Origin of the sequence: Kitasatospora sp. NPDC101235, from assembly GCF_044767505.1 — a bacterium.
Classification (GTDB): domain Bacteria; phylum Actinomycetota; class Actinomycetes; order Streptomycetales; family Streptomycetaceae; genus Kitasatospora.
Map to the genome: position 1 here is coordinate 60,626 of NZ_JBIWNZ010000012.1, position 15,641 is coordinate 76,266.

Consider the following 15,641-nt stretch of genomic DNA (forward strand, 5'->3'; position numbering starts at 1 on the left):
GGGCAGCTGCCCCCGGTGCCGGAGCGTGCCGTACGCGGGTGCGCTGGGTCCCCGTCAGCGCTGCCGGGGCCGGGCGACCAGGAGCGCGATGTCGTCCTCGGCGACCGGGGTCGGGGGCGGCACGAGGGAGTGGAGGACGGCGTCGAGCAGGTCGTCGAGGTCCCCGGCGGCGGGTAGGCTCAGGGCCGCGAGCCGCTCCAGGGAGACGTCGATGTCCTCGCCCCGGCGTTCGACCAGGCCGTCGGTGTAGAGCAGCAGGGTCTCGCCCGACAGGAGCGGATGTGTGGTCGGCTCGTAGCCGCCGAGGCCGGTGCCGAGCGGCGGGCCGGTGGGGACGCGCAGCAGCTCGGTCGGGCGGCCGGAGGCGATCAGGGCGGGCGGCAGGTGGCCCGCGCTGGAGAGGGTCCAGCGGCCGCGGCCCGGGTCGGCGAGAGCCAGCAGGCAGGTCGCCGGGCGGGCGGAGTCGTCGGCCGAGATGATGCTGTCGAGCTGACGCAGGATCCGGTGCGGGGGCAGGTCCATCCCGGCGAGGTCGCGCAGCGCGGAGCGGTAGTGGCTCATGTCGACGGCGGCCTCGACCCCGTGCCCCATGACGTCGCCCATCGCCAGCAGGGTGCGCCCGAACGGCAGCCGGACGGTCTCGAACCAGTCGCCGCCGACCACCGAGGTGCTCCCGGAGGGCAGGTAGCGGGAGGCGAGGGAGAGATTCTGGTGCGGGTTGCCGGGCTCGCTGAGCAGGGCCCGCTGGAGTTCCAGGGCGATGCCCTGGGAACGGGCGAAGCGGCGGGCGTTGTCGAGGGCGGTGGCAGCGCGGGCGGCGAGGTCCCCGAGCAGGGCGGCCTCGTCCGGGGTGAAGGCCGGGCCGGCGGCGGTGCGGCCGAGGGTGAGCAGCCCGATCAGGCGGCCCCGGGTGGCCAGCGGCAGGACCAGCAGCGAGGTCGTCCCGGCCGGGCAGACGTCCTCGGGCCCGGGCTCGGTGAGCACGGCGATGCCGCCGGCCAGGCTGCGGGCGGCGGCCGAGCCCTCCCGGTGGCGGATCGATTCGCCGGGCCTGGGCAGCTCGGCGAGGGCGGCGGTCAGCGCGGGTACGGACCGGGCGCCGGCGCGGTGCAGCCGCTGGGGCGCGCCGTTGCCGGACCGGGCGGGTTCGGCCTGCGGCGGCAGCACGTCCACGGTGGCGAGCTCGGCGAGCCGGGGCACGACGAAGGCAGCGAGTTCGGCGCCGGTGGTGCCGACGTCGAGGGTGGTGCCGATCCGCTCGGCGGCGGCGTCCAGCAGGGCGAGCCGGGCCCGGGCCTGTTCCAGCTCGCGCAGCTGATCGCGGGCCGGGTCGGGGTCGTCCAGCACGACGACGATCACCCCGGTGGTCCGCCCGGAGCGCCGCAGTGTCCGGTAGCGCACCCGCAGACCGGGCGGTACGGGGGCGCCCGCGCCGTCCGGGCCGCCGGTGGCGTGCTCGCGGGCGAGCCCGTCGGCGAGGACCCGGCGCAGGATGCCGACGGCCCCGGCGAAGGCGGTGGTCCCGGCAGCCCTGCCGAGCAGGTCCGCGCGGCGCAGCCCGGTGGCGGCGGTGAAGGCCGCGTTCAGGTACTGCCAGCGCAGCCGCTCGTCGAGCAGCGCGACGCCGACCGGGGCGGCGGCGAGGACCTCGCGGAGCCGCTCCGGGTCGTCGTCGCCGTCATCGCCGGTGATCGCGCCGAGTCGTGCGGCGAGGGCCGCCGCGGTGGCCGCCAGGGACCGGGAGTCCGGTGCCGCGGGCCGCGGGCCCTTCGCTCGGTTGCCGTGCCGGAAGTGCATACGCCCATGATCATGCGCCCGGGCGCGGCACGCCCACATGCGGGTGAAACGTTGACTGGCCGGAGACAGTGTTGTAACGGAGGTGCGGCCGGCTCCGCGCGGCGTTCCCCGAGACGTCCACGGGGTCGCCTGCGGGGCCGTACGGATACGGCAGGCGAACGCCGGATGATCTCCGGTCATACTTGGGCGGCGGCGCCCGGCCCCGGACGCCGCGGGCCGGGCCCACCCGGCCGTACCCGATCCCGACCCGCGCCCGAAGATCCAGACCGGAGGAACCCGATGAGCCCCCACCAGCCGACCAGTCGCCCGGCGGCCGGGGCCCCCGGGGTGCCGTGGAACCGGCAGCGGCTGCGCAGCAACAACGAGTGGCTGCTGCTGGAGCTGCTGCGCACCGGCGGTGGCTCCTCGCGCGCTCAGCTGGCCCGGGACACCGGCCTGTCCAAGCCGACCGTCTCGGCCGCGCTGGCCGAGCTGGAGCGGGCCGGCCTGGTCCGCGAGGCCGGGCGGCTGGCCCCCGAACGCGGCCGCACGGCCGTGCTGTACGAGGTCGACCCGACGGCCGGGCACGTGCTCGGCGTGGACATCGGCCGGGCCCGGCTGCGGGTGGCGGTGGCGGACCTGGCCGGGACGGTGGTCGCCCGCCGGGACGTGGCCAACCGCGGCCGCTCGGCGAACGCCGTCGCGGACGCCGTGGTCGCCGCCGCGCACGAGGCGACCGCCGAGGCGGGCCTGGCTGCCGGGGACATCGTGCACGCGGTGATCGGCACCCCCGGGGTGTGGGACGAGCAGCGGCGCGGGGTGCGCTACGCCAGCAGCCTGCCCGGCTGGGGCAGGCCGGGGCTGTTCGACCGGATCGGGGAGGGCCTGGGGACGGCCGTCTCGGTGGCCAACGACGCCAACCTGGCGGCGCTCGGCGAGTACACCCTGGGCGCGGGGCGGGGCAGTCGGATGTTCGCCTACCTGCTGGTCGGCACCGGGCTCGGCCTGGGTGTGGTGAAGGACGGCGAGCTGCTGCTCGGTGCGCACGGCGCGCTGGGCGAGATCGGTCTGGTCCCGCTGCCCGGGCGGGCCGGCGAGCCGGCCGCGACCATCGAGCAGGAGGCCGCCGCGGACGCCGTGGTGCGTGCCGCCCGGCACTTCGGGGCGGACGGGGAGTCCGCAGTGCGGCAGTTGACGGCGAAGCAGGTGTTCGAGCGGGCCCGGGCCGGGGAAGCCGCGGCGGTCCGGGCGGTGGAGTGGGAGGCCGAGCGGCTCGCCTACGCGGTGGCCGTGCTGTCGGCCGTCCTGGATCCGGACCTGGTGGTGCTGGGCGGCGGGATCGGCAGCAGCGCGGACCTGCTCCTGGAACCGCTGGAGCAGGCCCTGCACCGGCTCGCCCCGATGCGTCCGACGCTTGCGCCGAGCCTCCTGGGGGAGGAGGCGGTGCTCCTCGGCGCGGTCTCCACGGCGCTGGAGACCGCTCGCCCCGAGGTGTTCGAGCGCCGGACGGCGGGGCTGCGCTGACGGCGGGTCGGCGGGGTCAGCCGGTGATGGCTGGCGGGGTCAGCCGGGTGGCCGGGGTCAGGCCGTGGGCGCCGAGGACCGGGTGGTGAGGGCGGCCGGTGAACGCGGGGCGGCGACGCTCGGTGGCCGGAAGGTCTCGATCTGCCAACGAGTGGGGATTCCGTGGACGGTGCGTGTGCGATTCCTGCTTGAATCGCACGACTCATCCAAACGGAACGGAGCGTTCTCCTCCCATGCCTTCACGGATACCCGGTCGGCGCCGGGCCGGCCTGGCCGGATTCGCCGGACTCGTCCTCACCGTCGGCCTGGCGCTGACCGGTTGCGACCCGTCGGCGGCCGACGGCGGTGCCACCGCCTCGGCCACGCCGACCGTCGCCGCCACCACGGCTGCCGCCGGCACGACCGCGACGCCCACCCCGCCGGCGACATCCGCCGTGCCGGCCCCGGCCCCGGTCGTTACTGCGCCGGCCGAGCCGGCGGCCACGCCCCCGCCCGTCGCGCCTCCGGCCCAGCCCAGCGCCCAGCCGCAGCCGCCCGTCACCAAGGCGCCGCAGCCGAAGGTGACCACCGCTCAACCGCCGACCGACCCGGAACCCCCCGCGGCGGCCGGCGCCGGCACCGGGTGCGAGATCCGTTCGAACGCGGGCAACTGCTACGAGGCCGGGCAGTTCTGCCGCAACGCGGACCTGGGCAAGAGCACCCACGACGCCGGTGGCCGGGTGATCTACTGCCGGATGGTCAGCGGGAAGCCGCACTGGCAGGCCTGAGTCCTCTCGGCCCGGGGACGGTTCGACCTCAGGCGTCGATGACGCCCAGGGTGTCCCAGAACAGGCACTCGTAGGCCTGGAGCAGCAGCCCGTACTCGCGTGCGGCGGCCAGGATCGGCTCGTCCAGCCGGTCCGGGCCCAGTGCGTCGGCGGCCTGTTGCTCCAGCTCGGGCGCGGGCTGGGCGAAGAAGTCGAAGAACGCGCAGGTCTCGTCGGTGAAGCCGTACCGGTGGCGCAGTAGCCGCCCCAGAGCGCGTAGATCAATCCGGACACGAGCCATTGTCAAGAGTTGTGGATCGGGTCGTTCACGCCGGCGACGTTGTCGCTTGGGTCGAGAATGTGGGCGTACGGGTCAACGCGTCCAACCAGGTACAGCCGAGGGTGCACAGGTCCAATACGACGCTCAGCAATTGACCTCGGTGGTCCCGCACATCGAGCGTCCACGATCGGCAGGACCGACCACGCGCCCCGTGGCACGACAGTGCGTTCGCCCGTGAGATGGTTGATGTCATGGCAGATGGCGCGACTCCGGGCAGCGAGGTTGTACTCGAGACGACTCGCCTGCTACTCAGACCTTGGCGGGTAGCCGAGGCTGTCGTCCAGCGTGAGCTGTGGACCGAACGTGATCCACGAGTGCCGCCGCACCGCCGAATCGACGCGGACGGACACCCCACGGTTGCGGAGCTCGAGGATTCGATCCGCACCAACCAGCTGTGGTCGATCGGGTTGCTGGCGGTCGAGCGGAAGGCCTCTCGTGACGTCATCGGCTACTGCGGGCTGGTCGACAGCGGGCGAGGATCGACAGGGGAACCGGAACTGGCGTTCGAGCTGCTACGCCGAGTTTGGCGTCAGGGATACGCGACTGAGGCATCGTTGGCGGTTCTGGAATGGGCGAGATCATCTGGGTACGAACGTCTCTGGGCCACGGTCTGGGACTGGAACACCGCTTCTCGCCGTGTGCTGGCCAAGGTCGGGTTCACCGAGACCGAGCGGAAGGAAGTGGACGCGGCGTACGGGACCACCCTGTTCACCACGAGACGGCTCTGACACACCCGATGGTTGGCCTTGCGGACCGCTCCGAGCAGTGCCGGCAGGCGTCAACTTTCCCATTCCGTCGGCCGAAGCGGATGCGCCACGCGGTCGATGCCGGGGCGCTGGGGACGGAACAACACGACTGCCGCCGGGCCTGCTAGTCAAGAGTTGTGAGTCAGGCCCTCCGACTCCGCTGCGGTGATCTCGGCTGCTGCGAGCCAGGCTTCTCCGCGCACCTCTGGGTCGGGGTGGTGGAGGAAGGGCTCGATCAGCGGCCGGGCCTGCGGGGAGTGGGTGGCACCGAGAATGTAGAGAGCGTGTTCGAGTAGTTCGCGCTCCATCGTCGGCATGGCCGCCGTCAGTGGTTCGACGAGGTTCAGGGGCAGCTGTGGTGGTTGAATGCCTCGCTGATCGAGTTCAGGGCGGACTCGCGGACCTTGGTCACCGGTTCGTTGATGGCCAGGCTGACCAGGCGTCCGACGACCAGACGGGCGGTGTCCGCGTCGAGTGCGGTGCCGCGCAGGAGGTCCCCGAGGGTGTCGGCAGCGACGTCGCGACGGTCCGGCCCGCGCTCCTCGCGCCACTGCGACCCGCGGACTCACATGATCACCGGGACTTTGAAACGCCCTGGCCGATGTCCGGGGCGATTACGCGGTGGAGGTACTCCGCGGGCGCCGCCGCCGGCCATTGAGGACCTTCGGTGGGGCGGCAGCCGTGGTGGGAAGGCGCACGGTGAACACCGAGCCGGTGCCGGGCGTGCTGGCCGCGTGGACGTCGCCGCCGTGGATCTCGGCGAGCTTGCGGACGATGGCGAGGCCGAGACCGCTGCCGCCGCTCTGGCGGTTGCGGGACTTCTCGGCCCGCCAGAAGCGTTCGAACACCAGCGGCAGGTCCGCCGCGGCGATGCCGTTGCCGGTGTCGGCGACCTCGATGAGCAGGGCGTCGGCGTCCAGGCGGGTCCGCAGGGTGACCGTGCCGCCCGCCGGGGTGTGCCGGACGGCGTTGGTGACCAGGTTGCCCACCATCTGGCGCAGACGCACCGGGTCGGCGAACACCTCGTACCCGGCTGTGGCCGCGACCGGTTCGACGGTCAGGGTCACGCCCGATGCCTGTGCCCGGGCGCGGTGGGCGGTCGCGACCTGGGCGAGCAGGTCCCCGGCGTCCACGGGGCGGCGGTGCAGGGCGAGTTCGCCGGCGTCGGCGGCGGCGAGGTCCCGCAGGTCGTCGATCAGGTGCTGGAGCAGCAGGGCCTCCTCCAGCAGCGAGCTCGTCAGGGTGCCGTCGGCGGTGACGATGCCGTCCTCGACGGCCTCCAGCCAGCCGCGGATGTTGCTGAGCGGGGTGCGCAGTTCGTGCGCGATGTCGCCCACCATCGTCCGGCGCAGCTCCTCGAGTTGTTCGCGGCGCTGCGCCATGGCGTTGAAGGCGGCGGCGAGTCCGGCGATCTCGTCGCGGCCGGTCGTGGCCACCCGGGCGGAGAGGTCCCCGTCGGTCATCCGCCGGGCGGCGCGGGTGAGTGCGTTCAGCGGCCGGGAGAGCCGCAGCCCGACCGTCGTGGTGATCGCCACGGTGACGGCCAGGACCAGCGTGGCGACCTCGGCGACCCGCCCGCGGTGGGGGGCGGACAGGACGGGGGCCGGATCCTCCGCCCCGGCGGGTGCACCGACGAACAGCAGCACGGGCGGTGCCACGTACCGGACGAGTTGCTGCCGGCGGGAGTTGGCGAGGCAGGCGGAGATCACCTGTTCCTGCGCCGGGTCACGGGGCGGGGACCACTGCAGTGCCAGGGACAGCGTGACGGGCCGGATCTGCTGGCGCTCCAGGCAGGCGTTGACGAGTGCGGTGAGGTCGGCGAGGGCGGCGCTCTCGGTGCGGGTCGGGGCGTCCAGTACCAGGGGGGACGCGCAGCGCGTGGCGGGGGCCCGGCCGCCGGGGACGCTCACCACGGGGTGTCCGGCGGGGTCGTCGGTGACGGTCGCCTCGACGCCCAGTTCCGACCGCAGGCAGCCGGCCCGGTTCCGTGCGGCCTCCTCCATGGCCGTGCGCTCGGCGGTCGTCAGCCGGAACGGGCCCACGGCGCGGGCGTCGATCCGGTCGGCGGGGGCGTCGGGCAGCATGGCGGGATCGACGGAGAGCGGGTCGACGGTGGTGGTGGGGGTGTGGGGCAGGACCGTGCGGTCGGCGCCCGCGCCCGGGGCCGGCGCCGCGGACGCGGAGTCGATGACCGGATCGAAGCGCGGTGTGGCCAGCAGGATGCGTTGCCCGGTGTCGGCGGCGAGCCGCCGCACGGTCGACTCCGCGCCGGTCCAGTCGGGGTGGGTCGCGGCGTAGCCGAGCAGTTCGTGGTAGATCCGGGCCTGGTCCGCGAGGACCTGACGCCGCTCCTGCCTGATCACGCCCGTCGTGGTGCGGGCGGTCAGCCAGGCCGTCGCGGCGATGGAACAGAGGGAGACCAGGGCGGAGAGGGCGAGCAGCCGGAGCAGCAGGCTGTGGTGCGGCGGGGTGTCACGACGCACCGCGCGGCCCCTCCGCGAGCTTGTAGCCGATGCCGTAGACCGTCAAGAGGCGTGTGGGGCGCCGTGGTTGGGGCTCGATCTTGCGACGCAGGTTCATCACGTGGGTGTCGACGGTCCGGGTGGTGATGTACCGGTCGATGCCGTGCAGGTGCTCCAGCAGCTGGGCCCGGGTGAAGACCCGGCCGGGCTGGGCGGCCAGTACCTCCAGCAGCCGGAACTCGCCGGGTGTGCAGCTGACGGGTTGTCCGTCCGCGGTGACCTCGTGGCGCAGGGGGTCGACGGTGAGGGCCCCGGCGGTCAGCACCGCCGGCGGCGGGGCGGCGGGGGTCGCCACCGGCTGGGGCAGCGGGGCGGCGTCCTGGGGCAGCGGGCGGGAGCCGCGGCGCAGCAGGGCGCGGACCCGGGCGACGAGTTCGCGGGGACTGTAGGGCTTGGTGAGGTAGTCGTCGGCGCCGAGGTCGAGCCCGAGCAGCAGGTCCTCCTCGGTGGTGCGGGCGGTCAGCATCAGCACCGGGACGGCGGATTCGGCGCGCAGGGCGCGGCAGACGTCGAGTCCGTCCATGACGGGCATCATCACGTCGAGGACCAGGAGCTGGGTCGGGCCGCTCCGGGCCTGCTCCAGCGCGGCGCGGCCGTCGTGGACGACGACCACGCGATGCCCTTCCCGCTCCAGGTACAGGCGGACCAGGTCGGCCTGCTTGGGATCGTCCTCGGCGACCACAACATGTGCGCACATGAGGATGATCGTAAGTCGCCCTCCGGAGGCACCCCCACCGGTCCACGACAGCCTCTCGACAAGTTCCTGACACCGACGGACCAGGGTGGGTGGAACCCGCCGGGGGAGTGCCCCGGCCCCGCCTCCGAAAGGCTCCCGTGTGATGCCCTCCCCCCGTCCGGTGTCCCTCACCGCCCGCGCCCTCGGGGCGGCCCTGCTGCTGTCCACCGTCCCCGCCGTCGCGGCGACGGCCGCCACTCACGGGCCGGCTCCCGCCGTGCCCGCCGTCACGGCGGCGGAGGTGGTGCCGCACCTCCAGGCCCTGCAACGGATCGCGGACCGCAACGGCGGCAACCGCGCGCACGGCACCCGGGGGTACGCGGAGTCGGTGGCGTACGTGAAGCAGGCCCTGGACAGGGCCGGCTTCCGGACGCAGCTGCGCCACTTCTCCCACGACGGCAAGGACGGCTACAACCTGATCGCCGACTGGCCGGGCGGCGACCCGAACCACGTACTGCTCTCCGGCGCCCACCTGGACAGCGTCCCGATGGGCCCGGGGATCAACGACAACGGCTCAGGTTCGGCGGCCGTCCTGACCACCGCCCTGCAGGTGGCCAAGGCCGAGCTGGAGCCCGAGCGGCACCTGCGCTTCGCCTGGTGGGGAGCGGAGGAGCTGGGGATGGCCGGCTCGGCGGACTACGTCAAGAACCTGTCCGCCGCCGACCGCAAGGCCATCGACCTGTACCTCAACCTCGATCAGGCGGGCAGCAGGAACGTTCAGCAGTACCTCGTGGTGAAGGACGCGAAGAACGGGGAGACCGCGGCCTTCCAGGCCTTCGAGAACTGGTTCGGTGCCCGGGGTCTCGCCACGTTCGACATCCCGCTGGACAGCTCCGACACCCAGTCGTTCGGGGACGCCGGCATCCCGTCGTCCGGGTTCAGCAGCGGCGTCTCGGACTGCCTCCACAGCGCGTGCGACAACCTCGCCAACGTCGACCCCGCGACGCAGGCGACCAGCACCAACGCCCTGATCGGCGTGGTGTGGCAGTTCGCCGCCAAGACGCCCGCCGCCCCCGCCGCCACCGCCACCGTCCGGTCCTGACCACCGTCCCCAGGAGCCGCAGATGCGCACACCACTGAGCCACCGCCGCCGCAAGGCCGCCCCCCTGGTGGCGGCCGCCACCGTCCTCGGCGTCGCCCTGACCGCCGTCCCCGCGGGAGCGGCCGGGGCCGGCGACCCCTACTTCCCCGACGACGGCAACGCCGGCTACGACGTGGCGAACTACGACGTCCGGATCGCCTACGACCCTGCGCGGCCCGACCTGTTGAAGGGCGACACGACCGTCACCGCCCGGGCCCTGCGGTCGCTGGACCGCCTCTCGCTGGACCTCAAGGGCTTCCAGGTCGCCTCCGTCACCGTGAACGGAACCCCGGCGAAGTCGTTCTCCCGCTCCGGCGCGCACAAGCTGGACATCGAACCCGCCCGCCGGGTGGCCGGCGGCGCCACCTTCGCGGTGCGGGTGGTGTACGCGGGAAAGCCCGACCCCGAGGGCTGGCACCCGCTGGTGTCCGGCGGCGTCAACGCGATGGGCGAGCCGCACTCCGCGACCTCCTGGTTCCCGTCCAACGACCACCCGTCCGACAAGGCCACCTTCTCGCTCGCCGCGACCGTCCCCGACGGCTGGACGGCCATCGGCAACGGCCGGCCCGGTCCGACCACCAGCGCGGGCGGTTCGACGACCTTCCGCTGGCGCGAGGACAAGCCGATGGCGACCTACCTCAGCACGGTCGCCATCGACAGGTTCACCGTCCACCGCTCGGAGCTGCCGGACGGGACGCCGGTCATCACGGCCTACGGTCCGGGCGTGCCGATCGACGAGATGGCCAAGGCGACCGAGGCCCAGCAGCCGGAGATCCTCGCCTTCCTGGCCTCGAAGTTCGGCCCGTACCCGTTCTCCTCCGCGGGCGCCATCGTCCGCAGCTCGCCCAAGGAGTCGGGTACGGGCGCGGCGGACCTGGAGACCCAGAGCCGACCCACCTACACCGACTACTTCTGGGACGCCGCGGCGGTCCACGAGATCACCCACCAGTGGTTCGGCGACAGCGTCTCGTTCACCGACTGGCGCGACGGCTGCATCGCCGAATGCGTCGCCCAGTACGCCAACCAGCTGTGGGAGGAACACAAGGGATCGAACCTCGACACCACCTTCTACGCCGCCAACATCGAAGAGAACAGGAACAACCCGGCGTACTGGTCCACCAAGCTGTACGACCCCGGCCAGGGCAACGAGCTCGCCCCGGCCCTCTACTTCAAGGGCTCCCTGATGATGCACGCCCTGCGGCGCACCATCGGAGACGACGCGTTCTTCGGCACCCTCAAGCGCTGGACCGCCGACCACGCCTACGGCAACGCCTCCTTCCCGCAGTTCGAGGCCCTGGCCGCGAAGGTGTCCGGCAAGGACCTCAAGGGCTTCTTCGACGCCTGGGCCCACAGCACGACGATCCCCCCGAAGGAATACCTCTACCCCGGCACCCTGGCCCCGCTGTCCGGCGGCCGGACGAGTGGTTCCGAAGTCGGTCAGCGGTCGTAGGCGATCAGCAAGCGGCTGCCGGGCGGTGGCGTTCGACGAAGGCGCAGCCAATGCCGCTTGTCGGCGGTGTAGACGAGCTCGGCTGCGGGCAGCCACTTGGTCCTCACCGGACAGCTCCGCCCGGTGCTCATCCGCCCACACCGCGCGGGCGGCCTGCCGCTCGGCCTGCGGCGCTCGGCCTGCACGGCCACCGGCGCCCGCATCCACGAACTGCGCCCCGATCCACGACCGCACCCTGTGCCTGGCCGGCCCCCGGGCCCCCGGCGTGGCGACAAGTGCCACGGGTGCACGGGCCACCCGGATCGCTACCGGGTTCGGAGTGCTTGGCCACTCCGCTCCCTCGTCGGCGCAGCTGCATCAGCCCCCCTGAGCTGCGGGGTCGAGACACGCGCGGGGACGGGGAGCGCGGACGACGACTGCCCTGGACGGCTTTGTCCATCAGTCGTGAACATTTCGATTCGCCCGTTCTTGTGGACAGAGCCACACGACCAACGACGAGGAGACACCATCATGAGACAGGTCTCACGCGCACTGACGGCTGCCCTGGCGGTCGTGGCGCTGGCGGCGGGTGTGCCAGGGCCGGCGCACGCGCAACCGGCCACCGAGTCCATACCCGGCGCGCCGCCGGGCGCCTCCGGGGAGCGACTGCCGGAGGGGTGGCGTGTCGAGGGCGGGGAGCTGATCTGGAGCTCGCCCAAGCCCGTGGGCATGGGCGGCGCCCTGGTCAAGTTCCGCTCGGGGGAGCGGACCCTCGGCGTCCCGAAGCCCTCCCCCGACCAACGCACCTTCCGGCTCCCCCTCGACGGGGCGAGGGTCGGACCGGTGAGCGAACTCCAGGTGGTCGCCGGTTCGCGGCGGCTGGACGCCGCAAGGGCCGACCAGGCACCCGGTCACCGGCGCTCGTCGGCCGCGGCGGCGCCCCAGGACCCGTTCCCCGCCAACCCGGTCGACCCCGGTGTCGCCGGTGAGTACCACACCATCAGCGGCGAGTACACCCTGGAGTCGGTGAGGCTGCCGGGCTACGCCGAGCCCGTGGAGATGCGCGCCACGGTCGTCGGCCCGACGGACGCGCCGGGGAAGCGACCGCTGGCGCTCTTCCTCCACGGCCGCAGCGCCACCTGCTACGAGCCCGGCAAGAACAGCGCGGGCATGGAGTGGCCGTGCAAGCCGGGCAAGAAGGAGGTCCCGAGCTACCGCGGCTTTCTGCACGACCAGGAGCGCCTGGCATCCCAGGGCTATGTGACGGTTTCCATCTCCGCGAACGGTGTCAACGCGCAGGACGGCCGCGCGGCCGACTTCGGGGCGCAAGCCCGTTCGTCCCTGGTGCGCCAGCACCTCGCCCGCTGGGCGGAGTGGGGCGCGAACCCCGCGAAGGCCCCCGAGGCCGTGCGCGCGACGGAGCCCGCAGACCTCTCGAAGGTGCTCCTGGTCGGCCACTCCCGGGGCGGCGAGGGCGTCAACCGGGCGGCTCTCGACAGCCTCTCCCCACCGCCGCCCGCCGAGGACGGCTACCGGGGGCCGGTGGACTGGCGGATCCGCGGCACCGTCCTGATCGGCTCCACCATCTTCGGCCAGAACCCCGCGCCCGACGTGCCCTCCATGGCCATCCTGCCGGGCTGCGACGGCGATGTGAGCGATCTTCAGGGCCAGATCTACCTCGACGGCACCCGGGGCATCGGCCAGGGCACGGCGCTGCACAGCGCGGTGTACATGGTCGGCGCCAACCACAACTTCTTCAACACGGAGTGGACGCCCGGCCAGGCCGAGGCCCCGGCCGCCGACGACTTCTGGGACGACAAGAACAACCCGGACCCGGTCTGCTCGCCACAGGCCGAGACCCGGCTGAGTGCCAAGCAGCAGCAGACGGCGGGCACCACCTACATCGCCGCCGCCGCGCGGCTCTTCCTCACGGGCGACGACCGGGTCCGCCCGCTGCTCGACGGCTCCGACCAGAGCGCGCCCTCGGCCGGCCCCGTCCAGGTGCTGACCCACGCCGTCGGCGGCAACCGCACCCCGGCGATCCGGCCCGACGACCCGCTCTCGGTGACGAACGGGCGCGTGTGCCAGCAGATCACGACGAGCACCACCCAGGCCTGTAGGCCAGGCTCCGAACCCGGTAAGTCGCCACACTTCGCGTCCTGGGCGGACACCACCAGTGAGCCGGGCCGCAACGCGGTCACGGCCCGCTGGACCAAGCCGGGCACCCCGGTCCGCCTGACGCCGGAGCACGCCTTCTCACTGGCGGGCTCCGACGCGCTCGCCCTGCGGGTGATGGTGCCGCCGAACACCCGGGGCACCCGACTCGACGTCGCCCTCACCGACACCTCCGGCAAGCGGGTGAAGCTCGGCCAGGTCACCGTCGACGGCCTTCCCGGCTCCGACTCGACGGCCGCGCACTGGGCGCGGGAGGTCCGCGTCCCGCTGAAGGCCGCCGTCAGCGCCGGTGTCGACCTGAAGCAGACGCAGTCGCTGGAGCTCATCCCACGCAACAGCTCCGGCGAGTTCTGGCTGATGGACGCCTGGGGCTGGCGCCCCGGCACCCCGGCGGTAAGCCCCGTCGCGCTCCCGCGTGTCGACATCGGCAAGCTGACGGTCAAGAAGGGCGACTCCGGCACCCGCACCTACAACGTGCCCGTCCAGGTCACCGGCGAGGGCACCGGCGTGATCAAGCTCGCCGTCCGTGACCCGGAGACCTACGAGTCCACCGTCCACACCGAAACGGTGAAGGCCGGTGGCTCCGTAGGCGTGTCGATCACGGTCAAGGGCAGCACCCGCTACAACCACGACCTCCGCCACGAGGTCGCGGCCAAGGCCGTGCGCGGCACAGCGGTCGGCAGCGCCTTCGGGGGCGTGCTCGTCGAGAACGACGTCCCCATGCCCACGGTCACCGTGACCCCGGTCGCCGACTCGGTCACCAAGGGCCAGAAGCTCACCTGGAAGGTGGAGCTATCAGAGCCCGCCGACACCAACATCGAGACGCGGTTCGACTTCCAGCCGGTGCGCGAGGGCACGGAGCTGTCCACGAAGGACGTCGACAAGGAATGGCTCTCCAAGCTCGGCGAGGAAGCCGACCCGGAGCGGCCCCTGTCCACGAACAGTCCCTCCCTCTGGGTGGCCATCCCCAGGGGCGAAACGAGCACCGAAGTGTCCGTGCCCACGCTCCCCAACGCGCTGACCGAGTCCGAGAAGTCCCTGCGGATGCAGGTGTACATCCTCAAGGAGGACCAGTGGCTGGAGGGCCCCCTCCTCACGGGGAAGGTCACGGACGCGCGCCAGGGCTGACGCCCCGGTGCCACGTCCCGCCCTGACGGTGCCTGAACGCACCACCTGGACCACGGCACCGGCCCCCGCCACGGGGGCCGGTGCCATCGGCGTGAGGGGCCACGCGGGGGCCACGGAAACGCGCTTCCCCTCGACGGCCACTGCGGCTCCCTCCGGGCGACGGGCAAGAACGGCGCCGGGACCGGACGGACAGAGTGCACCACTCTTCCGGTCCGGGGCCGGCGGCTTGATGAACTCCTCCCGACACCGCTTCAGCAGCTTCTCGCGCACCGGCTCCGGGCTCCGCTCCGCGTGCGCGACGTTCACCGCCAGCCAGGCCGTCAGCATCTCGGCGTCCTGGACGCTGCACACCCGAAAGCCCAGGTGCTCGCGGACCGCAACCTGCTGCCCGACCCGGGCCGCTCGATCACCTCGATCGCCAAGCTGCTTCAGCCGCCGGCTGAGACGTATCAGGGCCTCGAAGGTGGCCACCCGGTTGAAACCCGCTGTCCCGGTTGGTTGCCGACGTCCTTTGTGTGGCGGTTTGGCGGTGACCGTGCGGGTTGTCACTGGGGTCCGCTTGGATGGTCGGCATGACCGTCAACGATGTCGCCCGTTCTCTGCCCGATCCCGACGTCCTGCGGGACCACTGCCGGGCTTTGGCGATGCTGGATGCGATCCTCAGCCCCGATCAGTCCTCGCGCTACTACTCCTTCGACGCGCGATGGTCCCGGACTGAGGAGATGGCGTCGATGTGCAACGGTGCGGGGGACGAGTACTCGGTCGTCTTCACTCCGGCCGGTGTGTACGTCCGGGGCTTCGACCACGAGTCGCCGATGAGCCCCTACGCCGAGGACGGAGTGTGGCCGGGCGTGGTGGACTCTGTCCCCGAAGAGTTCCGTTCGTGCGTCGAGGAACCCGCGTTCAACGACGACGGCGTTCCGACGGTGACGGCCTGCCTGTGGCGCAGGACGACTGACGAGAGTTGGCAGACGGGGGAGATCGATTTTCCGGAGGGACACGTCGAGCCGGACGGGGCCGACTGGTTAGTAGTGCCCTCCGACATGAACTGACGGAACGTCGACAATCGATCACAGGCCGCAGTGGGATTCGGACACGGAGCTCGCGCCGAGCGCGGCTCTTCCCGGAGGGGCCTGTCGACAGCCTTGGCCAAGGCTGTCGAACCGCCCGACCCAGTAGCGCTCTTGAGGACGAGGCGGCTGCGGCTACGGCAGGAAGCCTGTGGACCATCTGTCAGCTGGACGAATGCCCGGCGGTGGTGTGACGGCGTCGTAGGTGCATCTGGCGAAAATTGGCGGCGTACGCCAGGGGTGCACGAGCGGGGCGTTCGCGCCGGGGGCCGGTCACCGGCCGTACGTCATCTACCGGCCCGTCGAAGCCGCGAACGGGCCGTCGGATCGCGGAGATTCATCAGAAGCGTGAACCGGGACTGCGGTCG

Annotated in this window: 13 protein-coding genes; 7 read left to right on the forward strand and 6 right to left on the reverse strand. The window is 72.7% G+C overall.

Annotated elements, in window-relative coordinates:
* Positions 1–54: 54 nt before the first annotated feature.
* Positions 55–1,797 carry a SpoIIE family protein phosphatase gene (locus tag ACIRRH_RS20985; RefSeq protein ID WP_403069370.1) on the reverse strand — a complete coding sequence of 581 codons (1,743 nt, stop codon included), beginning with the start codon at positions 1,795–1,797 and terminating at the stop codon, positions 55–57.
* Positions 1,798–2,076: 279 nt separating this feature from the next.
* Here ACIRRH_RS20985 and ACIRRH_RS20990 point away from each other — a divergent pair, with 279 nt between their 5' ends.
* Positions 2,077–3,300, forward strand: coding sequence for an ROK family protein (locus ACIRRH_RS20990; protein ID WP_403069373.1), 1,224 nt, complete (start codon positions 2,077–2,079; stop codon positions 3,298–3,300).
* 16 nt (positions 3,301–3,316) lie between these two features.
* Here ACIRRH_RS20990 and ACIRRH_RS20995 read toward each other — a convergent pair whose 3' ends face one another.
* Entirely contained in the window at positions 3,317–3,448 is a 132-nt protein-coding gene (locus ACIRRH_RS20995) for a hypothetical protein (protein WP_403069376.1), read from the reverse strand.
* Positions 3,449–3,533: 85 nt separating this feature from the next.
* Between ACIRRH_RS20995 and ACIRRH_RS21000 the strand changes: the two genes are divergently transcribed.
* A complete protein-coding gene (locus tag ACIRRH_RS21000) occupies positions 3,534–4,067 on the forward strand; it encodes a hypothetical protein (RefSeq protein WP_403069378.1) in 534 nt (177 codons plus the stop codon).
* Between the two features lie 28 nt (positions 4,068–4,095).
* On the opposite strand, the gene ACIRRH_RS21005 is transcribed toward ACIRRH_RS21000, so the two are convergent.
* The gene (locus ACIRRH_RS21005; protein WP_403069381.1) at positions 4,096–4,347 is read right to left on the reverse strand and encodes a hypothetical protein; all 252 of its coding nucleotides are present in this window, start codon (positions 4,345–4,347) and stop codon (positions 4,096–4,098) included.
* Positions 4,348–4,577: 230 nt separating this feature from the next.
* Between ACIRRH_RS21005 and ACIRRH_RS21010 the strand changes: the two genes are divergently transcribed.
* Positions 4,578–5,114 carry a GNAT family N-acetyltransferase gene (locus ACIRRH_RS21010; protein ID WP_403069383.1) on the forward strand — a complete coding sequence of 179 codons (537 nt, stop codon included), beginning with the start codon at positions 4,578–4,580 and terminating at the stop codon, positions 5,112–5,114.
* Between the two features lie 146 nt (positions 5,115–5,260).
* Here ACIRRH_RS21010 and ACIRRH_RS21015 read toward each other — a convergent pair whose 3' ends face one another.
* The 3 genes from ACIRRH_RS21015 to ACIRRH_RS21025 form a co-directional block, all read right to left on the reverse strand.
* Positions 5,261–5,440 (reverse strand): HEAT repeat domain-containing protein, encoded by a 180-nt coding sequence (locus tag ACIRRH_RS21015; protein ID WP_403069386.1) that lies wholly within the window; start codon positions 5,438–5,440, stop codon positions 5,261–5,263.
* A gap of 306 nt (positions 5,441–5,746) precedes the next feature.
* A complete protein-coding gene (locus ACIRRH_RS21020; RefSeq protein ID WP_403069389.1) occupies positions 5,747–7,615 on the reverse strand; it encodes a sensor histidine kinase in 1,869 nt (622 codons plus the stop codon).
* Positions 7,605–8,351, reverse strand: coding sequence for a response regulator transcription factor (locus ACIRRH_RS21025; RefSeq protein WP_403069392.1), 747 nt, complete (start codon positions 8,349–8,351; stop codon positions 7,605–7,607). Before ACIRRH_RS21025 ends, ACIRRH_RS21020 begins: the two co-directional genes overlap by 11 nt.
* 142 nt (positions 8,352–8,493) lie before the next feature.
* Between ACIRRH_RS21025 and ACIRRH_RS21030 the strand changes: the two genes are divergently transcribed.
* The 4 genes from ACIRRH_RS21030 (at position 8,494) to ACIRRH_RS21045 (ending at position 15,255) form a co-directional block, all read left to right on the forward strand.
* Positions 8,494–9,432, forward strand: a complete 939-nt coding sequence (locus ACIRRH_RS21030) for a M20/M25/M40 family metallo-hydrolase (protein WP_403069395.1) — start codon at positions 8,494–8,496, stop codon at positions 9,430–9,432.
* 22 nt (positions 9,433–9,454) lie between these two features.
* Positions 9,455–10,921, forward strand: coding sequence for a M1 family metallopeptidase (locus ACIRRH_RS21035; protein ID WP_403069398.1), 1,467 nt, complete (start codon positions 9,455–9,457; stop codon positions 10,919–10,921).
* Positions 10,922–11,431: 510 nt separating this feature from the next.
* Positions 11,432–14,203, forward strand: a complete 2,772-nt coding sequence (locus ACIRRH_RS21040; RefSeq protein ID WP_403069401.1) for a hypothetical protein — start codon at positions 11,432–11,434, stop codon at positions 14,201–14,203.
* A gap of 572 nt (positions 14,204–14,775) precedes the next feature.
* Positions 14,776–15,255 (forward strand): hypothetical protein, encoded by a 480-nt coding sequence (locus tag ACIRRH_RS21045; protein ID WP_403069403.1) that lies wholly within the window; start codon positions 14,776–14,778, stop codon positions 15,253–15,255.
* Positions 15,256–15,641: the final 386 nt, after the last annotated feature.